The 21,517-nt window shown below is 72.3% G+C and carries 19 protein-coding genes; 11 read left to right on the top strand and 8 right to left on the bottom strand.

Translation table 11 applies throughout. The features are described from left to right. Positions 1-12: 12 nt before the first annotated feature. Positions 13-1,440: an ArnT family glycosyltransferase gene (locus ACF1A1_RS15150; protein ID WP_392000046.1), complete on the bottom strand. Its 1,428-nt coding sequence runs from the start codon at positions 1,438-1,440 to the stop codon at positions 13-15. 646 nt (positions 1,441-2,086) lie between these two features. Here ACF1A1_RS15150 and ACF1A1_RS15155 point away from each other — a divergent pair. Both ACF1A1_RS15155 and ACF1A1_RS15160 read left to right on the top strand, forming a co-directional pair. Then, a complete protein-coding gene (locus ACF1A1_RS15155; RefSeq protein WP_392000048.1) occupies positions 2,087-3,313 on the top strand; it encodes a glycosyltransferase in 1,227 nt (408 codons plus the stop codon). After that, a complete protein-coding gene (locus tag ACF1A1_RS15160) occupies positions 3,310-4,518 on the top strand; it encodes a glycosyltransferase (protein WP_392000049.1) in 1,209 nt (402 codons plus the stop codon). Before ACF1A1_RS15155 ends, ACF1A1_RS15160 begins: the two co-directional genes overlap by 4 nt. A 172-nt stretch (positions 4,519-4,690) precedes the next feature. Here ACF1A1_RS15160 and ACF1A1_RS15165 read toward each other — a convergent pair whose 3' ends face one another. Further along, a complete protein-coding gene (locus tag ACF1A1_RS15165) occupies positions 4,691-6,724 on the bottom strand; it encodes a thioredoxin domain-containing protein (RefSeq protein ID WP_392000050.1) in 2,034 nt (677 codons plus the stop codon). 329 nt (positions 6,725-7,053) lie between these two features. Between ACF1A1_RS15165 and ACF1A1_RS15170 the strand changes: the two genes are divergently transcribed. Continuing rightward, the gene (locus ACF1A1_RS15170; protein ID WP_392000051.1) at positions 7,054-10,260 is read left to right on the top strand and encodes a tetratricopeptide repeat protein; all 3,207 of its coding nucleotides are present in this window, start codon (positions 7,054-7,056) and stop codon (positions 10,258-10,260) included. A gap of 210 nt (positions 10,261-10,470) precedes the next feature. Here ACF1A1_RS15170 and ACF1A1_RS15175 read toward each other — a convergent pair whose 3' ends face one another. Together ACF1A1_RS15175 and mca are read right to left on the bottom strand one after the other, a co-directional pair. Continuing rightward, positions 10,471-10,746 (bottom strand): hypothetical protein, encoded by a 276-nt coding sequence (locus ACF1A1_RS15175; RefSeq protein ID WP_392000053.1) that lies wholly within the window; start codon positions 10,744-10,746, stop codon positions 10,471-10,473. Continuing rightward, entirely contained in the window at positions 10,739-11,620 is an 882-nt protein-coding gene (gene mca, locus ACF1A1_RS15180) for a mycothiol conjugate amidase Mca (RefSeq protein ID WP_392000054.1), read from the bottom strand. The genes ACF1A1_RS15175 and mca overlap by 8 nt, the downstream gene beginning before the upstream one ends. Before the next feature lie 146 nt (positions 11,621-11,766). On the opposite strand from mca, the gene ACF1A1_RS15185 reads away from it, so the two are divergent. Further along, positions 11,767-12,165 carry a DUF4307 domain-containing protein gene (locus ACF1A1_RS15185; protein WP_392000055.1) on the top strand — a complete coding sequence of 133 codons (399 nt, stop codon included), beginning with the start codon at positions 11,767-11,769 and terminating at the stop codon, positions 12,163-12,165. A gap of 183 nt (positions 12,166-12,348) precedes the next feature. Continuing rightward, positions 12,349-12,849 (top strand): transcription elongation factor GreA, encoded by a 501-nt coding sequence (gene greA / locus ACF1A1_RS15190; protein WP_392000057.1) that lies wholly within the window; start codon positions 12,349-12,351, stop codon positions 12,847-12,849. Positions 12,850-12,989: 140 nt separating this feature from the next. On the opposite strand, the gene ACF1A1_RS15195 is transcribed toward greA, so the two are convergent. From ACF1A1_RS15195 to ilvA, 3 genes are all read right to left on the bottom strand, one after another. After that, the gene (locus ACF1A1_RS15195; protein ID WP_392000059.1) at positions 12,990-13,850 is read right to left on the bottom strand and encodes an ABC transporter permease; all 861 of its coding nucleotides are present in this window, start codon (positions 13,848-13,850) and stop codon (positions 12,990-12,992) included. Next, positions 13,847-14,833 carry an ATP-binding cassette domain-containing protein gene (locus ACF1A1_RS15200; protein ID WP_392000060.1) on the bottom strand — a complete coding sequence of 329 codons (987 nt, stop codon included), beginning with the start codon at positions 14,831-14,833 and terminating at the stop codon, positions 13,847-13,849. Before ACF1A1_RS15200 ends, ACF1A1_RS15195 begins: the two co-directional genes overlap by 4 nt. A gap of 158 nt (positions 14,834-14,991) precedes the next feature. Beyond that, positions 14,992-16,221 carry a threonine ammonia-lyase gene (ilvA, locus tag ACF1A1_RS15205; protein WP_392000061.1) on the bottom strand — a complete coding sequence of 410 codons (1,230 nt, stop codon included), beginning with the start codon at positions 16,219-16,221 and terminating at the stop codon, positions 14,992-14,994. 163 nt (positions 16,222-16,384) lie between these two features. Between ilvA and ACF1A1_RS15210 the strand changes: the two genes are divergently transcribed. From ACF1A1_RS15210 to ACF1A1_RS15220, 3 genes are all read left to right on the top strand, one after another. Next, positions 16,385-16,891: a MarR family winged helix-turn-helix transcriptional regulator gene (locus ACF1A1_RS15210; RefSeq protein ID WP_392000063.1), complete on the top strand. Its 507-nt coding sequence runs from the start codon at positions 16,385-16,387 to the stop codon at positions 16,889-16,891. 145 nt (positions 16,892-17,036) lie between these two features. Next, a complete protein-coding gene (locus ACF1A1_RS15215) occupies positions 17,037-17,543 on the top strand; it encodes a sigma factor-like helix-turn-helix DNA-binding protein (RefSeq protein ID WP_392000065.1) in 507 nt (168 codons plus the stop codon). A gap of 112 nt (positions 17,544-17,655) precedes the next feature. Continuing rightward, positions 17,656-17,904, top strand: coding sequence for a hypothetical protein (locus ACF1A1_RS15220; RefSeq protein ID WP_392000067.1), 249 nt, complete (start codon positions 17,656-17,658; stop codon positions 17,902-17,904). Positions 17,905-17,983: 79 nt separating this feature from the next. On the opposite strand, the gene ACF1A1_RS15225 is transcribed toward ACF1A1_RS15220, so the two are convergent. Then, a complete protein-coding gene (locus tag ACF1A1_RS15225) occupies positions 17,984-19,138 on the bottom strand; it encodes a cystathionine gamma-synthase (protein WP_392000069.1) in 1,155 nt (384 codons plus the stop codon). Between the two features lie 156 nt (positions 19,139-19,294). Between ACF1A1_RS15225 and ACF1A1_RS15230 the strand changes: the two genes are divergently transcribed. The 3 genes from ACF1A1_RS15230 (at position 19,295) to ACF1A1_RS15240 (ending at position 21,516) form a co-directional block, all read left to right on the top strand. Next, on the top strand, positions 19,295-20,413 hold the full coding sequence (locus ACF1A1_RS15230; protein WP_392000071.1) for a hypothetical protein: 1,119 nt from the start codon (positions 19,295-19,297) through the stop codon (positions 20,411-20,413). Between the two features lie 65 nt (positions 20,414-20,478). Next, positions 20,479-21,147, top strand: a complete 669-nt coding sequence (gene msrA, locus ACF1A1_RS15235) for a peptide-methionine (S)-S-oxide reductase MsrA (RefSeq protein WP_392000073.1) — start codon at positions 20,479-20,481, stop codon at positions 21,145-21,147. 9 nt (positions 21,148-21,156) lie between these two features. Further along, complete coding sequence (locus tag ACF1A1_RS15240) at positions 21,157-21,516, top strand: hypothetical protein (RefSeq protein ID WP_392000075.1); 360 nt, start codon at positions 21,157-21,159, stop codon at positions 21,514-21,516. Position 21,517: the final 1 nt, after the last annotated feature.

Raw genomic sequence — 21,517 nt, forward strand, 5'->3', positions numbered from 1 at the left:
GGGGCCCGTGTGTCACTCGTCGTTCTCGATGCGGAGGATGTCGATCCGGCCGCCGCCCTCGCCGAAGGTGGCGACGGGCGTGCCGTGCGCGAACAGGTCCCGCAGGGTGGGCAGGTGTTCGCGCTCACCGCGCAGGGCCGCGGTGGACACCACGTAGTCGATGTCCTTCCAGCCGTGCGGCAGCGTCTTGGTGACCGCCGGGTCCTGGTCGAGCTTGTAGTGCCAGATGACACCGGTGCCCGGCCGGTAGCCGGCGTCGACCGCGTCCAGCCACAGCACGCCGTCGGTGACGATGCGCACGCGGTCGCGGTCGCCGACGGGCGTCTCGCGCAGCCAGCGCGCGGCGTCGTGGTAGACGCCGTTGTCGTGGGCCTGCACGGCGGCGCGGTCCCGCTCGTACCAGTGCGGTCCGGCGAGTGCCGCGGCGGCGGCCGCGGCCGCGACGGCGGCGACGGTCCGCAGGTGCGGTGTGCCGGGCAGCCGGGCCACCACGGCCTGGGTGAGCCCGGCGAGGGTGAGCGCCAGGAACGGCAGGACCTGCACGATGTACATCTGCGGCAGGTATCCGCCGGGCCGCAGCGCGACGAGGGCCAGCACCAGGACGGCGAGCGCGGCCGGCCGCAGCCGGCGCACCGCGAAGGCGCACACGGCCGCCGCGGCACCGCCGATCAGCAGGTACGGGTCCCGGTCCAGCCAGTCCGTGAAGAGCTGGTGGGCGTCGGTGCCCTCCTGGAAGGCCGAGCCGCTGCCCTCGCGTCCGCCGAGCTGGAACTTGAGCGTGCCGAGCAGGGACACGTGTCCGTCGCCCGGGAACAGCTCGCCCTTGAGCAGCGCGTACAGCGGATAGAACAGGCCGGTCAGGACGAACCCGGAGCCGAAGCCCGCGAAGGAGAACTTGCGGGTGCTGGAGTGGCTGCCCTGCCAGAGGGTGACCAGCAGGACGGGCAGCAGGACCCCGATGGTCTCCTTGGAGAGCACCGCCACCGCGAACGCCATGCCGGCCGCGACGTGGTGCCACAGGTGGCGGCGCGGCGACAGCGCGAACGCGAAGGACACCAGCACCCACAGGACGGCGATGTTGTCCAGGTAGATCTGCCGGTGCAGCACCACGGCGAGCGGTGACAGCGCGTACAGCAGCATGGCCGCGGCGGCGGTGGGCCGGGCGAGCCCGAGGCGCCGGCCGATCACGTAGACCAGGACGCTCGCGGCCGCGGCCACCGGCAGCATGGCGATCCGCCCCTGCACGAAGGTGGGCAGGTCGGGCAGGAGCCAGTTGGGCAGCCAGGAGACGCCGGCGAGCTGGATCCAGCCCAGGGGCGGGTGGTCGTACCAGTAGGTGTAATGCGCGAGTTCACCGTGCTGTACGGCCCACGCCTGCGCGAGATATGTGCCCTCGTCATCATTCGGGAATGGGTAATTGCCGATTCCCAGGATCCTCACGAGGAGGCCCGCGAGGAATACGGGGGCAACCCAGAAAACATCCTTCCGTAACACGCCCCCGCGTATGGAGGTGTGCCCGCCGCCCGAATCCTCGGACGACGGACGGGAAACGGAAGAAGAGCCTTCGGAAACTTCTGTATCGGACGCATCACGCGCACGCGTGTGCGGTATTGCGATCCCCATGCGAAAATCCCCCCACCCACTTCTGGGCCTGATGACAGCCGTGGGCCTCCCCCATGAAACCCCCCGGAATCAGGCATGCCGGAGCATCATGACACACCCTCGGACCCCACATAAGCCGAACCTATGATTCCGCTTGCGGCGGGGATCATCACGCCGAGGCCACATTGCGGGGGAAATGCCGAACCTGCTAACTTCGGCCCTACTTTGCTCGTGGGCCTTGCTTCGATCATGCGCGAAAACGCCGGGAAACCGGGGTGGGAACCGGCTGGGAACCGGCCCGTCGCCAAGGGCCATGAATGATCACGAGCATCTTTGGAAGTCCCGTCGGTCGGGGGGCCGCAGACGGACGAGGGCATTCCGCGCACACCCGAGTCGAACCACCGTTCACATCAAGGATGACCAAGAAAGACCGAGGGGGGAATTCGTGGTCTCCGCCATTCTTTTCATTGATTCGATCATCCTCATGGCCGCCGCCGGCGTGACCCTGTGGTGGATGCTGCACGCCTGGCGCACCCCGGAGACTCTGGAGTCGACGGCCTTCGCCACACCGGACGGCAGAGCGGAGCTGTCCTTCTCGCTCCTCGTCCCCGCCCGGCACGAGGAGGCCGTCCTGCGGCACACGGTCGAGCAGATGCTGCGCATCGACCACCCGGACTTCGAGATCCTGCTGATCGTCGGCCACGACGACCCGGGGACCGCCGCCATCGCCCACGAGCTCGCCGCCGAGCACCCCGACACGGTGCGCACGGTGGTCGACACCCACGCCAGCAAGAACAAGCCCCGCGCCCTCAACACCGCGCTGCCGCACGCCCGCGGGCAGGTCATCGGGGTCTTCGACGCCGAGGACGTCGTCCACCCCGAGCTGCTCAGCCACGTCGACTTCGCCTTCCGGCGCGAGGACGCCGACGTCGTCCAGGGCGGCGTCCAGCTCATCAACTACCAGAGCAGCTGGTACAGCCTGCGCAACTGCCTGGAGTACTTCTTCTGGTTCCGCAGCCGGCTGCACCTGCACGCCCGCAAGGGGTTCATCCCGCTCGGCGGCAACACCGTCTTCGTCCGGTCCGCGCTGCTGCGGGAGACCGGCGGCTGGGACGGCGACTGCCTCGCCGAGGACTGCGACCTGGGGGTCCGGCTGTCCAGCGGCGGCGCCAGGGTCGTCGTCGCCTACCACTCCGCGCTCGTCACCCGTGAGGAGACGCCCGACTCCGTCAGGGCGCTCTACAAGCAGCGCACCCGCTGGAACCAGGGCTTCCTCCAGGTGCTGCGCAAGGGAGAGTGGCGCCGGCTGCCCGGCTTCGGCCAGCGGATGCTCGCCCGCTACACGCTCAGCACGCCGTTCGTGCAGGCCGCGACCGGCGTGATGATCCCGATGGGCATTTTCCTCGCCCTCGTCGGCGGCGTCCCGCTGCCGTTCTCGATGTTCGCCTGGCTGCCCATGCTGCCGATGGCCGCGATGATCGTCTTCGAGGCGGTCGCGCTGCACGACTTCGGCCGCGAGTACGGCTTCCGCATCGGCTTCGGGCACTACGCCAAACTCGTCCTCGGCGGCCCCGTGTACGCCGTGATCCTCGCGGCCGCCGCGCTGCGTGCCGTGTGGCGCGAGTACACCGGGCGCCGCGACTGGGAGCTGACCTCCCACGTCGGCGCGCACCTGCCCGTCCAGACCCCGCAGCCCCAGGAGGTACGGTGACGGCGCTGCCGGCCGACGTGTCCCTAGTCGTCCCGACCTTCAACGAGGCCGACAACATCCACGAGCTGCTCGCCCGCGTCTGCGCCGCGATCCCCGCCGGGATCCGCGCGGAGGTCGTCTTCGCCGACGACTCCACCGACCACACCTGCGAGGTCATCGAGGAGGCGGCGCGGTACAGCCCGGTCCCGGTGGTCCTGCACCACCGGCCGGTCCCCGAGGGCGGCTTGGGCGGCGCGGTGGTCGAGGGCATCTCCCGGGCCTCGGCCCCGTGGATCGTCGTCATCGACGCCGACCTCCAGCACCCGCCGGAACTCATCCCCGAACTGATCGCCCGGGGCGAGGCCACCGGCGCCGAACTGGTCGTGGCCAGCCGCTACGCGGCCGGCGGCGACCGCGGCGGCCTGGACGGCGGCTACCGCAAAATGGTCTCCAGCACCTCCACGCTGGTCACCAAGTCGCTCTTCCCCCGCGCCCTGAGCGGGCTCACCGACCCGATGAGCGGCTTCTTCGCCATCCGCCGCACGGCGGTCGACCGCGCGTCCACCGAGGACGAGGGCCTCCAGCCGCTCGGCTACAAGATCCTCCTCGAACTGGCGGTGCGGTGCCGGCCCCGCGGCATCGCCGAGGTCCCGTACGCCTTCGGCGAGCGCCACGCCGGCGAGTCCAAGTCGACGGCCCGCGAGGGCATGCGCTTCCTGCGCCACCTGATCACCCTGCGCACCGCCGACCCCCGTGCCCGAGCGGTCGTGTTCGGCCTGGTCGGCCTGTCGGGCTTCGTCCCGAACCTGGCCCTGCTCTGGCTGCTCACCACCTGGGCCCCGGGCCTGCACTACGCCCCGGCGGAGATCATCGCCAACCAGGCGGGACTCCTCTGGAACTTCGCCCTGATCGACTCCTTCGTCTACCGCAACCAACGCGGCCACCGCCGGCGCGCCATACGCCTGCTGTCGTTCGCGGCCGTCGGCAACGCCGACCTGGTCGCCCGCATCCCGCTGGGCGCGCTCTTCATCAGCGCCGGCGGGATGACCGCCCTGCCCGCCACGGCCCTCGCCATGGCGATCGTCTTCACGGCCCGATTCCTGGTCGTCGACCGCTGGCTCTACCGCCGCCTGCGCCTGCGGGAGACGGTCGGGCGGGAGACGGTGCCGGTCACCCGGGTCGCCCCCGAGAAGGTGGCGGACCCGGTACCGGACCCGCTGGGCTGACCGGACGCGGAAGGGCCCGGGGGCGTAAGCGTCCCCGGGCCCTTCCGCCGCACCGGCGAAGGCGACACGCCGCCGTTCGGGGGCGCGGGGCCGTATCGATGTGCGGTTCCGCCGCGCGGGCGCGACCGGCCACGGGGGCGCCGCACCCCGCGCGCGGAACGCCCCCCTCACCTCACGGCGTGACCTTCTCCCGCAGTGCGGCCGCGTCCGTCACCGGCATGTCGCACACGAAGCCCCGGCAGACGTACGCCGTCGGCGCGCCGTCGATCAGCGTGCGGTCGGCGAGCAGCGGGAACTCGTCGCCGCCCGGCGTGCCGCAGGCGACCACCGCACCCGGCGCGGTCCCCAGCAGGGCGGTGCGGTGCAGTTCCCTGGTGGCGGGGTCGTCGGCGGAGGGTCCGGCCACCGCCACCTCGCGCGGCCCGTCGAGCAGCGCCTCGGCGACGGCGAGGCCCCATCCGATGAACCGCGGCACCCGGGGCCCGAGCGCCTTGACCACGCCCAGCGCCCGCTCGGCGGCGGAGCGGTGGGGCTCGGAACCGGTGTGGGCCGCATAGGAGAGCAGTGCGCCGGCGGCGGCCGACCACCCGGAGGGCGTCGCGTTGTCGGTCGGGTCCTGGGGGCGGCGGATGAGCTGTTCGGCGTCGGCGGCGGTGTCGTAGAGGGTGCCGGAGTCGGGGTCGGTGAAGCGGGCGAGGACGTGGTCGAGGAGGAAGCCGGAGAACTCCAGCCACACCCCCTCGCCCGTCACGGAGGCCAGCGCGAGGAAGCCCTCCGCCACGTCGGCGTAGTCCTCCAGCACCCCCGCGTTGGCGCCGACGTGCCCGTCCTTGCTGGTGCGGGCCAGCCGGGCCCGGTCGTCGAGGTGCAGGCGGACCAGGAGGTCGGCGGCGGCGAGGGCCGCGTCGACCAGGTCGGGGCGGTCGAAGTAGGCGCCGGTCTCGGCGAGCGCGGCGATCGCGAGCCCGTTCCAGGCGGCGACGACCTTGTCGTCCCGGCCGGGGGCGGGGCGGGCCGCCCGCGCGTCGAACAGCCGCTGCCTGATCGAGGCGATCCTGTCGGCGTCGAACACCCCCTCGTGCTGCGGGAGTTGCAGGACGGAGGCGCCCTCCTCGAAGGTGCCCTCCGCGGTCACGCCGAAGTAGTGGGCGGCCATCTCCGCGTCCTCGGCACCGAGGACCCCGGTGAGCTGCTCCGGCGTCCAGACGTAGTACGCGCCCTCGACGTGCCTGCCGGTCCCGTCGTCGCTGTCGGCGTCCAGCGCGGAGGCGAACCCGCCCTCGGCGGTGCGCAGTTCGCGCACCATGAAGTCGGCGGTCTCCAGCGCCACCCGGCGGGCGAGCTCGGAGCCGGTGGCCCGCCACAGGTGGGCGTACACCCGGCAGAGCAGCGCGTTGTCGTACAGCATCTTCTCGAAGTGCGGCACCACCCAGTCCCGGTCCACGGAGTAGCGCGCGAAGCCGCCGCCGAGCTGGTCGTAGATCCCGCCGCGGGCCATCCGCTCACACGTGTCCCGCGCCATCTCCAGCGCGCCCTCGGCCCCGGTCCGCGCGTGGTGCCGCAGCAGGAACTCGATCGCCATGGACGGCGGGAACTTCGGCGCCCCGCCGAACCCGCCGCGCTGCGGGTCGTACTCCCGGGTCAGCCCGAGCAGCGCCTGCGCCAGCTCCTGCTCCCCCGGCGCCACACTGTCCCCGTAGGAGATCTCCCGCCCCGCGAGGTCCCGCACGATCTTCCCGGCGACCTCGGCGACCTCGTCCCGGCGGTCCGTCCAGGCCTGGTGGACGCCCTCCAATACCTGCCGGAAGGACGGCATGCCGTGGCGTGGGGCGGGCGGGAAGTACGTCCCGAAGTAGAAGGGCTCGGCGTCCGGCGTGAGGAAGACGGTCATCGGCCAGCCGCCCTGCCCGGTGGCGGCCTGGACGGCCTCCATGTAGACGGCGTCGACGTCGGGGCGTTCCTCGCGGTCGACCTTCACGCTCAGGAAGTGCTCGTTGAGGTAGTCGGCGGTCGCCCGGTCCTCGAAGGACTCGTGGGCCATGACGTGGCACCAGTGGCAGCTCGAGTAGCCGACGCTCAGCAGCACCGGCACGCCCCGCCTGCGCGCCTCCTCGAACGCCTCCGTCGTCCAGGGCCACCAGTCGACCGGGTTGTCGGCGTGCTGGAGGAGGTAGGGAGAGGTCTCATGGGCCAGTCGGTTCGCCATGGAGTCCATCCTGCCGCAGTACCGTTCCCAGAGCCTGAGCGGGAGAGAGTCCCGGGGTCAGGACCCCCGCTCAGCCGTATGCCCCGAACGGTGTCCGGCACACGGTGCCTCCCCGGCGGGCGCACTCCGGCGGCTGCGGCTCCCCGGACGCCCCGCACGCGACGGGCACACCCGGGCGGCTGCGGCTCCCCACCCGCCCGGCACGCGTCCGGCGCCTCCCGCCCGCCGGCGCACCCCGGCGATCGGACCGCGTTCGCACTCTCGCGCCCGTGCGCCCCGCGCCGCACACTTGACCGGGACACGCTGTGGCCGCCGGAGGGGGACGTTATATGCGGGACAGCCATCGGGCGGAAGCCGAGCGGCTGTTGGTGCGGGCCGTGGAGGAAGAGGTACGGCGCTCGGGCGGCCGTACCGACCGGCAGGCGCTGATGACACGGGCCCGGGGCGCGCTGGACGCGATCGCGGAGACCGCCGCCGAGGAGTACGAGGCGTACGCGCGGGCCGCGGCGGAGGCGGAGGCCGGCCGGCTCAGCTTCGGACAGCGGTATGCGCGGGAGGCCGCCGGCGGGGCTCCGCTGCTGGTGGCGGGGGTCGCGGCGGTGACGACGGCCGTCGCGGACCTGGCGCTCGGCACGGGTCCGGGTACGGCGCTGGGGGCCGGCGTGGCCGTCGGGGTCGTCGGGGCCGCGACGACCGTGGTGAAGGTCGCCGGGTCGCATCTGCCGGCCGCCCATCACCGCGCGGGTGAGGCCGGGCAGCCCGGCGGTCCGGAACAGCTCAGGTTGCAGTGGCTGACGGCGCTGGAGGTGCGCGGGATCCGCCCGTTCCTGGACCAGCAGCGGGTGCTGAGCGCGACGACGGGCCCGAAGAAGCCGGGGCCGCGGCTGCGTGGCGCGGACAAGAGCGCGGCGGCACGCGGGCGGACGGTGCTGGAGCAGTCGTACACCCAACTGCCGGACGTCATCGGGCCGTTCGCGGGGCGGCGGCAGGAGCTGGGGCGGATCCGGCAGTGGGTGCAGTCGGCCCGGGCCAGTACGCGGACCCGGCCGACGGTGGTCGTCCTGCACGGGGCGTCCGGCAGTGGCCGCAGCACGCTCGCGGTGCGGGCCGCGCACGATCTGCGGGACCAGTTCCGGGGCGCGTGCGTCGTGGACCTGCGCGGAGACAGCGCGGAGGAGGCTCCGCTGTCCACCCGGGACGCGCTGCTGCATCTGCTGAACCGGCTCGGCGCGCCCCGCGAGCAGCTGCTCTTCCGGGAGCGTTCCTCCCCGGAGCAGCAGGTCAAGCGGCTGGGCGAGCTGTACCACCAGCATCTGACGGGCCTGCCGGTGACGGTGATCCTGGAAGGCGCCTCCGACCCGGACCAGGTCCGCGCGCTCGTCCCCGAACGCTCCGACAGCCTGGTCCTGGTCACCACCCGGACCCCGCTGCGCCTGCCGGCCGAGCTGTCCGCCTGGGTGCACGAGCTGGAGGTGGGGCCCCTGGAGGCGGCGGGCGCGGAGGAACTGCTGGGCGCGGTGGCGCAGGACGCCTCGGGCCCGTACGACGCCGAGTCCGCCGACCGGATCCGGGAGTTGTGCGGCGGGCTGCCGCTGGCGCTGCGGGTCGCGGGCTCCTCGCTGGGCCCGCGCTCCCCGCGCCGGCTGGCGGCGGACCTGGGGGCGTACGGCCCGGTGGACCCGGTCGAGCGCGCCCTGTGGCTGCGCTACACCGACCAGCCGGAGGGGACCCGCCGGCTGCTGCGGCGGCTTGCGCTGGCCGGCCGGTCCTCGCTCGGCGCGGCCGCGGCCGCCGCCCTGCTCGCCACCGACCGCGCGGAGGCGACCCGCCATCTGACCGCCCTCGCCCGGGCGGGCCTGGTCGACCAGGTGCGGGGCGACCGCTACCGCCTGCACGACCTGGTCCGCGCCTTCGCGCAGGCCCGCCTGGCCGACGAGGAGGAGCCGGCCGACCGCACGGCCGCCCAGGAACGCCTGATCGTCAGCTACGCCGAGCTGGCCGACTCGGTGCTGCGCCTGGTCGACGGCAACATGTCGACCCGCTCGGACCGTTTCACCCCGCACGGCTTCACCTCCCTGGACGAGGCGCTGCGCTGGCTCGACGACGAGTCGGGCTTCATCACGGCGACCCTGCGGCAGGCGGAGGGCGTCAACCAGGCGGCCGTCCTCAGCCTGCTGGGCGCCCTGTGCGACTACTGCCTGCTGCGCGGCGACCTGTACCGCCTCGGCGAGATCAGCGAGCTGGCCCAGTCCGTCGGCCAGGACCTGCTGGTCCGGTCCGTGCAGTGGCGTACCGGCATCGCGGCCCGCCAGCTGGGCGAGCTGGACAAGGCCCGCACCACCCTGAGCTCCGTGGTGGACCTCTACCTCCAGGCCCACCACGACGCCGGCGCGGCCCGCGCCCTGTGCTCCCTGGGCATCACCCTGCACCACCAGGGGCAGCTCGCCGAGGCGGCGGCGAAGCTGCGGGAGGCGCTGGACCTCCAGGCGGCACCCGAGCTGGCGACGGACCGGGCCTGGACCATGCACGCCCTCGCGGCGGTGGAACGGGACCGGGCGCGACTGGCCGAGGCCCTGGATCTGCTGACCAGGTCCCTGGTGCTGCACCGCGAGGGCGGCTCGGTGCACGGCGAGGCGTGGGCCAACTACCAGCTCGGCCAGCTGAACCTGCGCCGCGGCGACGTCCCGCGCGCGGAGACCGAACTGCGCCGCGCCCTCGACCTGTACGGCCGCACCCGCGACGTCCGCGGCGAGGCCTGGGCGCTGACCCAGCTGGCCCGCGCCCGGCTGATCGCCGGGGACCCGTCCCCGGCGGTGGACGGCCTGCGCCGGGCGGCGGCCCGCCACCGCGACAACGAGGACGTGCGCGGGGAGGCGTGGACGGTGTACTACCTGGGCCTGGCCCTGGAGGAGACGGGCGGCCTCGACCAGGCGGTCCGGGAACTGGAACGCTCCCGCTCCCTCTTCTCCCGCATGCGCGACGTCTACGGCCTGGCCTGCGCCCGTCACCACTCGGCGCGGGTGACCCGCGACCAGCGCGCGGCCCAGACGGGCTCGCTCCGCAACTCGGGCTTCGCCCGGCAGCTCCTGGTGGACGCCCGCGCCGACTTCCAGCGCATCGGCGTCGCCCACGGCGAGGCCTGGACCTGCCTGGAACTCGCGATCGTCGACGCGGGCAACGCCCGCGCCCAGCAGGCCCTGGCCCTGTGCGACGAGGCCGCGGGCCTCTTCGCGTCCTACGGCGACCGCCGCGGCGAGGACTGGGCCCGTTTCCTGCGCTGCACGCTGCTGCCGTACGCGGCCCCGGGCGGCGTCGAGGTCGGCACGGCGGTGGCCCAGGAGGAACTGACCCAGCTGTCCCGCTCGCCCCACCCCTTGCGGGACACCAGACTCACCGAGTCGCTGGAGGCCTACGCCCTGCTCCTGGAACGGGGCATCCGCCTGGAGTCGGGCTGGCAGGCCTGGCGACTGGGGCTGGTGCCGGGCAGGCATGCCCGGGAGGTGATGGGGGTGACGGTGGAGGTCGGGGAGGGGTAGGACCCCACCCCCATGTCAGCGCCCTGCCAGACCCGGCTCGCACGTCAGGGCCCGGCAGGATACGGCCCTCACGTCGGCGCCCGGCAGGAACAGCCCGCACGTCGGCGCCCGCCCGACCGGCCCGCGCGTCGGCGCCCGGCAGGCCGGCTGAGGCTCACGCCATCGCGCTCGCCGTCGCCGTCGTCGGTCGGGCGTCGCCGTCAGCCGGGCTCAGCCCTTCGCCGGCGAGGCCTTCCCCGCGCCGCCCTTGTCGGCAGCGCCCTTGCCGGAGGCGGCCCCGTCGGTGGCGTCCTCCGGCGTCTCCTCGAAGTCGACCTTGCCCATGTGCCTGTTCATGGACTTCATCAGGCCCCACACGGCCAGTGCCATCACCGCGAAGACGATGAATCCGAGGACACCCGGGGTGACCTTGTCCTCGTCCACCTCCTTGGCGAGGGTGGCGAACTGCGTCACTGCCAGGCTCACGCTTGCGCTCATATCAGGCATTGTCGCGGATGCCCGCGAAGAGGTCGTCCTCGGGGAGGGAGACGTCCACCCGCGACTTCGCGAGCTCGTACTCCTCCGTCGGCCAGACCTCCTTCTGGATCTCCATCGGCACCCGGAACCAGCCCCCGTCGGGGTCGATCTGCGTGGCGTGCGCGATCAGTGCCTTGTCGCGGATCTCGTAGAAGTCGGCGCACGGCACGTGCGTGGTGAGCGTGCGTTCCTTCTGCCCGAACTCGTCCCAGCGCTTGAGCCACTCCCCGTAGGGGGACTCCAGGCCGCGGTCGAGCATGGCCTGGTGCAGCGCCTCGGTGCGCGGTCGGTTGAAGCCCTGGTTGTAGTAGAGCTTCAGCGGCCGGTACGCCGGCCCGAACTCGTCCTCCGGGTACTTCACGGTGTCGTCCGCGCCCTCGAAGGCCACCATCGAGATCTTGTGGGTCATGATGTGGTCGGGGTGCGGGTAGCCGCCGTTCTCGTCATAGGTGGTGATCACCTGGGGACGGAAGGAGCGGATCTGCCGCACCAGCTCGCCGGCGGCGGTGTCGACGTCCTCCAGGGCGAAGCAGCCCTCGGGCAGCGGCGGCAGCGGGTCGCCCTCGGGGAGGCCGGAGTCGACGAAGCCGAGCCACTCCTGCCTGACGCCGAGGATCTCGCGGGCCTCGTCCATCTCCTTCTTGCGTACCTCGTGGATGTGCTCCTCGATGTACTTGTCGCCCTGCAGCTTGGGATTGAGGATGGACCCGCGCTCCCCGCCCGTGCAGGTCACGACCAGCACGTCCACCCCCTCGGACACGTACTTCGCCATGGTGGCCGCGCCCTTGCTCGACTCGTCGTCGGGGTGCGCGTGGACGGCCATCAGTCGCAGCTGGTCAGTCAAGACTCAATCCTCGGTAGTCGGCGCCCCCTGGGAAGGGGTGCGATCGGCGGCTTCTATAGTGACCGAATCGGGGGGCCAATAATTCCGGAGCCGGGCTCCAGGAGCCCTTTGGGGACCTTCGTCCCGTCCGTGTCGAGAGGACGATCATGAGTACGGCGAGCACGCGAGGGCCCGAGGGCCGCTACGGCCGCTCCTCGGACGAGCGCGCCGACCGTACGCTCAAGGTCGCCGGCACGGTCCTGGGCACGGCCCTGCTCGCCCTGGTGGGCTACCTCGGCTACCACTACGTCGGCGAGAGCAGGATCAGCGGCGAGCTGATCGCCTTCTCGATCTCGGACGACGCGGTGAAGGTGCACCTGGAGGTCCGCAAGGACGCGGGCACCAGCGGCTACTGCACGGTCCGCTCGCAGGCCGAGAACGGCGCCGAGGTGGGCCGCGCCGACTTCCGCTTCTCCGGCTCGGACACGCGGATCGACAAGGTGGTCACGCTCCGCACGACGGCCAGAGGCACCTCGGCGGAGCTGCTCGGCTGTCACGCCGACTGACACCACAGCGGGGGTTCCTCCGGAATACGTATGCTCTGACCTGCGTTGACGTAATTCTGGTGGCTTATGTCCTCCCCCTTCGGCCGCTGAATTGTTAGGCTCGTGGTTTCGCCCGTCCCTGGAGGAACATGCTTCCGGGTAGGGCGATGCTTTGTATTTCCCAGTACCGACGAGGAGCACCCTGTGACCCAGACCAGCGAGAACGTCACCTGGCTGACCCAGGAGGCGTACAACAAGCTCAAGGATGAGCTTGCGTACCTTACTGGTCCTGCGCGCACGGAGATCGCCGCCAAGATCGCGGCCGCGCGCGAGGAGGGCGACCTGCGTGAGAACGGCGGGTACCACGCGGCCAAGGAGGAGCAGGGCAAGCAGGAGCTCCGTGTGCGCCAGCTGACCCAGCTCCTGGAGAACGCGAAGGTCGGCGAGGCCCCGGCGTCCGCGGACGGCGCGGTGGCGCCCGGCATGGTCGTGACGATCGCCTTCGACGGTGACGAGGACGACACCCTGACCTTCCTGCTGGCTTCGCGCGAGTACGCCAGCTCCGACATCGAGACCTACTCGCCGCAGTCCCCGCTGGGCACCGGCGTGATCGGCCACAAGGTCGGCGAGGACGCGGAGTACGAGCTGCCGAACGGCAAGAAGGCCTCCGTGCGCATCCTCAAGGCCGAGCCCTACAACGGCTGACCAACCGCATCGGCTCGACGAGGCCCCCGGCGCCCCCGTGGCGCCGGGGGCCTCGTCATGCGGTGGTGAGGCGGTGCTCGGGCAGTCCTGAGGCCGTGGGTACGGGCAGGGCGCTCAGGCAGGGCGCTCAGGCAGGGCGCTCAGGCGGTGGCCGAGCGGTACTTGCGGACCGCCAGCGTGCGGAATATCAGGATGATCAGCACCGAGTAGATCAGTGAGGCCCAGACCGGGTGCTGCATGGGCCAGGCGTCGGACGCCGACTGTCCGGGGTTGGCGAAGAGGACACGGCAGGCCTGGACGGTGGCGCTGAACGGGTTCCACTCGGCGATATGGCGCAGCCAGGGCGTCATGTTGCCGGTGTCCACGAACGCGTTCGAGATGAAGGTGACCGGGAAGAGCCAGATCAGTCCGCCGGAGGTGGCCGCCTCCGGGGTGCGTACGGACAGGCCGATCAGGGCGCCGATCCAGGTGAAGGCGTAGCCGAGCAGGAGCAGCAGGCCGAAGGCGGCCAGGACGCGCCCGATGTCGGTGCCGCCGTCGGAGCCGACGCGCCACCCGACCAGGAGGGCGACGACGGCGAGGACGAGCAGGGTCAGGGCGGTCTGCACGAGGTCGGCGAGGGTGCGGCCGGTGAGCACCGCGCCGCGCGCCATGGGCAGGGAGCGGAAGCGGTCGATGAGGCCCTTGTGCATGTCGTCGGCGATACCCGCACCGGCTCCGGCGGTGGCGAAGGTGACGGTCTGGGCGAAGATCCCCGCCATGAGGAAGTTCTTGTAGTCGGTGGCGCTGGTGCTGCCGCCGATCTGCATCGAGCCGCCGAAGACATAGGTGAAGAGCACCACGAACATGATGGGCTGAATCAGCCCGAAGATGACCATTTCCGGAATCCTGGACATCCTGATCAAGTTGCGTTTTGCAACGACCAGCGAGTCCCGGACGGCCTGCCCGAACGGGCGGGTGGGCGCCGCACTCCGTACGGCGGCGTCGGTGACGGCGCTCATTTCACGGCCTCCTTGCCGCTCTTGTCGTTCACGTCGTCTCTCGCCTCGGCCACGTGCCCCGTCAGGGAGAGGAAGACGTCGTCCAGGGTGGGGCGGCGCAGGCCGATGTCGTCGATCTCGATGCCGCGGGTGTCGAGCTCGCGGATCACCTCGGCGAGGAGCTTCGCCCCGCCCGTGACGGGCACGGTGAGCTTGCGGGTGTGCTCGTCGATGCTGGTGTCGCCCTTGCCGAAGCCGGCCAGCACCTCGGCGGCGGTCGCGATGTGCTCGCGCTCGTGCACCACGACCTCCACGCGCTCACCGCCGGTACGGGCCTTGAGCTGGTCGGAGGTGCCGCGGGCGATGACCCGCCCGTGGTCGACGACCGCGATGTCGTGCGCGAGGTGGTCGGCCTCCTCCAGGTACTGCGTGGTCAGCAGCAGGGTCGTACCGCCGGAGACGAGGCGCTTGATGACGTCCCACAGCAGTTGGCGGTTGCGCGGGTCGAGGCCGGTGGTCGGCTCGTCCATGAACATCACGGGCGGCGAGACCACCAGTGCGGCGGCCAGGTCGAGGCGGCGGCGCATGCCTCCCGAGTAGGTCTTCGCGGGGCGGTCGGCGGCGTCCGCGAGGTCGAACTGTTCCAGCAGTTCGGCGGCCCGCGCCTTCGCCGCTCCGGCCTTCATCTGGTAGAGCTGCCCGACCATCCGGAGGTTCTCACGGCCGGTCAGGTACTCGTCGACCGCGGCGAACTGGCCGGACAGGCCTATCGAGCGTCGGACCTCATGGGGATGCTTGAGCACGTCGATGCCGGCGACCACGGCCCGGCCGCGGTCGGGACGCAGGAGGGTGGTCAGGCAGCGGACCGTGGTGGTCTTGCCCGCGCCGTTCGGCCCGAGCAGGCCGAGGACGGTGCCCTCCGGGACGTCGAGGTCGACGCCGTCCAGAGCCTTGACGTCACCGAAGGTCTTCACCAGACCTTCGGCATGGATGGCGCCTGGCATATGAGTCTCCACGTCGTTGGGGAAGCTGCTAAAAGGATGGGTACGCGCTTGTCGTTCCGCCCGAGGGGTGGCATGCGCCTCACCGTATCGCGATGTATCGCGTCTCTCAACGGAGTTACTCGAACGAGTGACGCAACGCCCGGGCGGCAGGTCCGGCCTCAGCCGATGACCCGGTAACCGGCCTCGCGCAGGGCCTGGCCGACCTCGACGCAGTGCGCCGGCCCCTTCGTCTCCAGGTGCAGCTCGACCTCCGCCTCCGCGAGCCCGAGCCGGGGGTCGGTCCGTACGTGGCTCACGTCGAGGACGTTGGCGTCGACCACCGACAACACCCCGAGGAGTGTCGCCAGGGCGCCCGGGCGGTCCGTCAGGCGCAGTCGCACGGCCAGGTAACGGCCCTGGGCGGCCATGCCGTGCCGCAGCACGCGCTGCATCAGCACCGGGTCGACGTTGCCACCGGAGAGCACCGCGACGACCGGGCCCTCGAAGGCGCCGGGCTCGCTCAGCAGCGCCGCGACCGGGCTCGCCCCGGCCGGCTCGACGACCAGCTTCGCCCGCTCCAGGCACAGCAGCAGCGCGGTGGACAGCTCGTCCTCCGACACCGTGCGCACCTCGTCCACCAGGTCGCCGACGATCCCGAACGGCACGTCACCGGGCCGGCCGACCCTGATGCCGTCGGCCATCGTCGCCGGGTTCTCCACCGCCACCGGACGCCCGGCCGCCAGCGAGGGCGGGTACGCCGCCGCCCCCTCCGCCTGCACACCGACGATCCGCACGTCCGGCCGCAGCGCCTTCACCGCGACCGCGATGCCCGCGGCCAGACCCCCGCCGCCGATCCCGACGACGATCGTGCGCACCTCCGGGCACTGCTCCAGGATCTCCAGGCCGACCGTGCCCTGCCCCGCGATGACGTCCGGGTGGTCGAAGGGGTGGATGAACACCGCGCCGGTCCCGGCCGCGTACTCCTGCGCCGCGGCCAGCGTCTCGTCGACCACCTGCCCGTGCAGGCGTACCTCGGCGCCGTACTCCCGGGTCGCGCTGATCTTCGGCAGCGGGGCACCCTTCGGCATGAACACCGTCGAGCCCACGCCCAGCAGCGAGGACGCCAGCGCGACGCCCTGCGCGTGGTTGCCGGCGCTCGCGGCGACGACCCCCGCGGCCCGCTCCTCCGGCAGCAGTCCGGCGATCCGCACATACGCGCCGCGCAGCTTGAACGAACCCGTCCGCTGGAGGTTCTCGCACTTGAAGTGCACCGGCGCCCCGACGAGCTGGGACAGGTGCCTGCTGCCCTCCATCGCGGTCACCCGCGCCACGCCCGACAGCATCTTCTGGGCGCCGCGCACGTCGTCGAGGGTGACGGGCCGCAAGGAGTCAGCCGTGCCATAGCTCATGACACAAGCATCGCAGTTCACAGGCGGGAACGACCGCTGTGACCAACCACCGAGACTGGTTTCCGCAGCCCCGGTACGACCCGCCTTCCGGCCGCGTACCCTGTCCCCCAACCCAGCACCCCTTTCATGAAGCGAGCCCCCGGCCATGCCCACAACACCTGAAATGTCGATGGACATGACGACCGTCGCTGACACCGGTCTTCTGGACACGCTGCAGCACGAGGTCGCCGTCTTCGCGCGCCGTGCCGAACAGACCCGGCTCGGCGGCGTCGGGCAGGTGCGCAACTCCATGGACCGCGCCGCGTACCTGCTGCTCAACCGTCTCGACAAGGAAGGCCCCATGGGCGTCAAGGCGCTCGCCGCGAGCATGGGCATCGACTCGTCGACCGTCACCCGGCAGGTGGCTCCCCTCGTCGACACCGGCCTGGTCAAGCGCACCTCGCACCCCGAGGACGGGCGGGCCGTGGTGCTCCAGCTCTCCCCGCGCGGGATGTCGCGTCTGGAGGAAGTGCGCTCCTCCCGGCGTCAGTTGATGGCCGAGCTGACACACGACTGGGCGCCGGAGGAGCGCGTGGCGTTCTGCACGCTCCTCACGCGCTTCAACAGCGCGCTGTCCGCCCGGATGGCCGCCCAGGGCGTCCCCGGCGCGGAGCCCGCCCCGGCGTCCTGACGCCCCGCGCGCGGAGCGCGCATCCCGCACGTGCGCGACTCTTGACCGACGGCCCGGCCCTGGCCTCATATGAGACCGGGTCCCCGTTCGCCGCGTGCGGCCGGGATCCGTTCCCAGGGGGTCGCCGGCAGGCGGGAGGCGCGCGGTGCGAGCACGGCATGCGGCCCGGAGTGCCCGCCGGGCCCGGGAGTTCGAGGCGTTCGTCGCCGGCGCGGGCGGCCGGCTGCTGCACACCGCCACCCTGCTCACCTCGGAGGCACCGGACGACAACCCGCGCGCGCGACGCCTGCTGACACTGGCCCTCGCGCACACGTACGCGTGCTGGGACCGACTGCGCGGCGAGGACCCCTACGACTGGACCCGCCGAGACCTCGCCACCCGCTTCGCCCACCGGGCGTGGCGCGAGTACGGCGGCAGCCTCGCCCGCGCCCGTCCCCACCCCACCGGCGCGCTCGCCCTGCTCACCGCCCGGGAACGCCTCGTCCTGGTCCTCAGGCTCCACGAGGGCGTGGCCGAGGAGCAGGTGGCGGCGCTGCTCGGCCTCCCACCGGAACGCGTCCACACCATCTGCGACCGCGCGACAGCGACCCTGCTGCATCCCCCGCGCGGGCGGACGGCAGCGGTGGTGGGCGCCGAGCCGGCGGCGTCGTGAGGCGGGACCCCCGCGCGGCCCACCGGGCCCCGGGCCGGCCGGCCGAAGGCAGCGGAGCGCCCAGGGGCCGCGGCGGTGCGCCGACGTGGACCTGCGCCCAGGGGAGGTCCAGGTGAACCGGACCGAGCGGGAGGCCGCCGTGCGGCAGATCATGGAGCGGGCGGTGCCGCGGGTGCCGCCCGAGCTGCACGCGGACGTCGTACGCCGTGGCAGCCGCATGCTGCGGCGGCGGACGGTCGTGCGGCGTCTGCTGTGGCTGCTGCTGTGCGCGGGCGTCGTGGCGTTCGCCGTGTGGGCCGTGACGGCCCAGCCGTGGGTGGAGCCGCCGTCGGAGACGACCCCACCCCTCACCGACTGGTGACCCGGGTCCGCGCGGGGACCGGGCTCCGGCGTCGGCCGGGCGCCGCAGCCCCGGGTCGGGCCGATCCGGAGGACACGGTCTAGCCGAGGGCCTGCTGTAGGTCCTCCAGCAGGTCGTCGACGTTCTCGATGCCCACGGAGAGACGCACCAGGTCGCCCGGGACCTCCAGGGCCGAACCGGCCGCCGACGCGTGCGTCATGCGTCCGGGGTGCTCGATCAGGGACTCGACACCACCGAGGGACTCGCCGAGGGTGAACACCTTGGCGCGGTTGCACACCTCGACAGCCGCCTGCTCGCCGCCCGCGACCCGGAACGAGACCATGCCGCCGAACGCCCGCATCTGCTTGGCGGCGACCTCGTGACCGGGGTGGTCCGGCAGGCCCGGGTACAGCACGTCCGTCACGCGCGCGTGACGGGTCAGCATGTCGGCGACCTTCGTGGCGTTCTCGCTGTGCCGGTCCATGCGCACCGACAGCGTCTTCGTGCCGCGCAGCACCAGCCAGGAGTCGAAGGGCCCGGCCACGGCGCCCATCGCGTTCTGGTGGTACGCCAGCTCCTCGCCGAGCTCCCGGTCGCCCACGATCAGCGCGCCGCCGACGACGTCCGAGTGACCGCCCATGTACTTGGTCAGCGAGTGCACGACGATGTCGGCGCCGAGCGCCAGCGGCTGCTGCAGGTACGGGGTGGCGAAGGTGTTGTCCACGACGAGCCGGGCGCCCGCGTCCCCGGCGACCTGGGCGACGGCGGCGATGTCGGTGATGCCGAGGAGCGGGTTGGAGGGGGTCTCCACCCACACCACCTTGGTCTTCGGGGTGATCGCGGCGCGTACGGCGGCCGCATCGCCGGTGTCGGCGACCGACCACTCCACGCCCCACCGCGAGACGACCTTCGCGAACAGCCGGAACGTGCCGCCGTACGCGTCGTTCGGGATGACCACGTGGTCGCCGGGGCTGAGCAGCGTACGCAACAGGCAGTCCTCCGCCGCCAGTCCGGAAGCGAACGCGAGACCCCGGACGCCGCCCTCCAGGGCGGCCAGGTTCTCCTCCAGGGCGGTCCTGGTCGGGTTGGCGCTACGGCTGTACTCGTAGCCGCCCCGCAGACCGCCGACGCCGTCCTGCTTGTAGGTCGAGACCTGGTAGATCGGCGGGACGACCGCGCCGGTGAGGGGATCGGCGGTGTTGCCCGCGTGGATCGCGAGGGTCTCGAAGTGCTGACTGATGTGCCTGTCGCTCATGGGCACCGAGCGTAGTGCGCCGGAGGACGAGGTGCGGGCCGGCGGGTCGCCGGGCGCTGGGCGCCGCGGGCGCCCACGAGGCCGTCCCGGGCGGTTTTCCACAGGTCGGGCGGAGGGGGTTGGCCAATTGTCGTCGGCGTCTGGAACCCTTGAGACATGGAGATTCTGTGGGTCCTGATGGCGCTGGTCATGTTCGGCTTCGTGCTGTTGCCGTTCCTGCGTCGCCGGCGCGGCGTGATCGAGCAGGTCCCGGCGGGCCACCCGGACGCCGCGGACCCGGCGAACTACGGCTTCGTGCAGACGGAGGAGCTGGACATCCGCATGCCCGGCCCCGACAAGGACCTGCTGGACGTCCTCGACGTGGTGCAGCGCACCCAGGACTACCGGGCGGCGCAGCAGCTGCTGGCCGGTACGGAGACGGAGGGCGAGCTGCGCTGGCAGCGCGTGCAGGCCTTCGCGGGCGCCGCGGCGCTGGAGCTCAAGCAGCGGCCGGGCGGGGTCGGCGACCCGCCCGGCGGGCAGTGGCTGCGGGTGTGGCGGACGGAGGCGCCCAAGGACGCGGGCGGCGCCGCGGTGCACGCCGAGTTCCTGGTGCAGCAGGCGTGGCGGACGTCGACGCCGGGCACGGACGACTTCCGGATCATCATGGAGGAGGCGAAGGACGCCTGCGGCCAGGCGGCGCTGCTCGCCCCCGGTGACCCGATCCCGTACATCGTCGAACTGTCGGTGGCCCGCGGCCTGAACTACTCGCAGGCGGAGTTCGACCAGCTCTGGCTGAAGATCCTGGACCGGGCTCCGGCGCACATGGGGGCGCATCTGGCGGCCCTGCACTACTGGTGCGAGAAGTGGCACGGCTCGCGCGAGACGGCGAAGTCGTTCGCCGAGGCCGCGGCGGCGCGCGCGCCCCAGGGCTCGCTCCTCGCGGCGATGCCCCTGTTCGCGGTGTTCGAGCACCTCCCCGAGGTGAACCTGGTCAGCGGCTTCTACCAGAGCGAGGTGGTGACGAAGGCGATCCACGGCGCGCTCTACGCCGTGCACGCCGCCCGCCCCGACGACCCGATGCTGGCGCACGTACGCCATCTGCTCGTCTTCTTCCTGGTGCGCGCCGAGCGCTGGTCGGAGGCGATGAACCAGCTGATACACGTCGACGGCCACGTGGGCGCGCTGCCCTGGACGCTGTCCCCGGACCCGGCGGCGGAGTTCGCGGTGTACCGGGCGCTGGCGGTGGCGGGCTACGAGGCGAACGGCGGCAGCCCGGCGACGCTCCCGCACTGAGACCGGGCCGGAATGCACCGAGGTCCGCACACGTTGAGGTGTGCGGACCCCCGATTGGAGACCGCATGTTCCTGCACAGCCGTACGCCCCAGCTCCCGACGCCCGAGCAGGCTCTGCGGGGCCGCCCGGAGCCGGCGTTCTCCGTCCCCGACCGCCACACGGTCCTCGGCAACCCGCTCCTCGGCCCCTACCCCGAGGGCCTGGAGACCGCCGACTTCGGCCTGGGCTGCTTCTGGGGCGCGGAGCGCAAGTTCTGGCAGCTTCCCGCGGGCGTGTGGACGACGCTGGTCGGCTACCAGGGCGGCCACACCGAGAACCCCATGTACGAGGAGGTCTGCTCGGGCCTGACCGGCCACACGGAGGTCGTCCGCGTGGTCTTCGACCCGAAGGTGATCTCGTACGAGACCCTCCTGAAGACGTTCTGGGAGTCCCACGACCCCACCCAGGGCTTCCGCCAGGGCAACGACGTCGGCACCCAGTACCGCTCGGCGATCTACACCCACTCCCCCGCCCAGGCGGCCACCGCCGAATCCTCCCGCGAGGCCTACCAGAAGGTCCTCACGGACTCGGGCCACGGCACGATCACGACGGAGATCCTGCCGGCGGCAGACCGGACGTTCTATCCGGCGGAGGCATACCACCAGCAGTATCTCGACAAGAACCCGGGCGGGTACTGCGGCGTGGGCGGGACCGGCGTCTCCTGCCCGATCGGTGTCGCGAAGGCCGAAGGCTGACGTCACCGGGTGGGCTTCGGAACGTACGCGCGCAGAGTGCGTGACGAGCGGTTGCCGCTCTCCCGACGGCACACGGCACTCCGGTGTGCCGTTGGGGACTACTGCCCGCTCGGTTTCAACGCGACCTGGGCGTATCTCGCCGCGACGGCGTGCCCCGCTCCCGATCTGCGCAGGGATCCCGCGGCCCTGCTGCGCGCGCTGGACGTGTTGGAGGAGAGCCGAGCGGTTCACCTGGAGGCGGTGGACGCCTTCGCTGCCCGCCGCCGGATGGAGAAGGCGGAAGGCCGGCGCACTCCGCGGGCCCGCGACACCGCCGCTCTTCGTGGTCCCCGCTGGCCGAGTGCGGCGGCGCCCTCCCGGCTGGGTTGAT

Source organism: Streptomyces sp. NPDC014995 (genome assembly GCF_043080745.1).
GTDB lineage: Bacteria > Actinomycetota > Actinomycetes > Streptomycetales > Streptomycetaceae > Streptomyces.

Coding starts and splice junctions, on each gene's coding strand:
- ACF1A1_RS15165 (WP_392000050.1), bottom strand. CDS start 6,724: ATGGCGAACCGACTGGCCCATGAGACCTCTCCCTACCTCCTCCAGCAC.
- ACF1A1_RS15175 (WP_392000053.1), bottom strand. CDS start 10,746: ATGCCTGATATGAGCGCAAGCGTGAGCCTGGCAGTGACGCAGTTCGCC.
- msrA (WP_392000073.1), top strand. CDS start 20,479: ATGTTCCTGCACAGCCGTACGCCCCAGCTCCCGACGCCCGAGCAGGCT.
- ACF1A1_RS15230 (WP_392000071.1), top strand. CDS start 19,295: ATGGAGATTCTGTGGGTCCTGATGGCGCTGGTCATGTTCGGCTTCGTG.
- ACF1A1_RS15185 (WP_392000055.1), top strand. CDS start 11,767: ATGAGTACGGCGAGCACGCGAGGGCCCGAGGGCCGCTACGGCCGCTCC.
- ACF1A1_RS15210 (WP_392000063.1), top strand. CDS start 16,385: ATGTCGATGGACATGACGACCGTCGCTGACACCGGTCTTCTGGACACG.
- ACF1A1_RS15170 (WP_392000051.1), top strand. CDS start 7,054: ATGCGGGACAGCCATCGGGCGGAAGCCGAGCGGCTGTTGGTGCGGGCC.
- ACF1A1_RS15200 (WP_392000060.1), bottom strand. CDS start 14,833: ATGCCAGGCGCCATCCATGCCGAAGGTCTGGTGAAGACCTTCGGTGAC.
- ACF1A1_RS15155 (WP_392000048.1), top strand. CDS start 2,087: ATGGCCGCCGCCGGCGTGACCCTGTGGTGGATGCTGCACGCCTGGCGC.
- ACF1A1_RS15195 (WP_392000059.1), bottom strand. CDS start 13,850: ATGAGCGCCGTCACCGACGCCGCCGTACGGAGTGCGGCGCCCACCCGC.
- ACF1A1_RS15225 (WP_392000069.1), bottom strand. CDS start 19,138: ATGAGCGACAGGCACATCAGTCAGCACTTCGAGACCCTCGCGATCCAC.
- ilvA (WP_392000061.1), bottom strand. CDS start 16,221: ATGAGCTATGGCACGGCTGACTCCTTGCGGCCCGTCACCCTCGACGAC.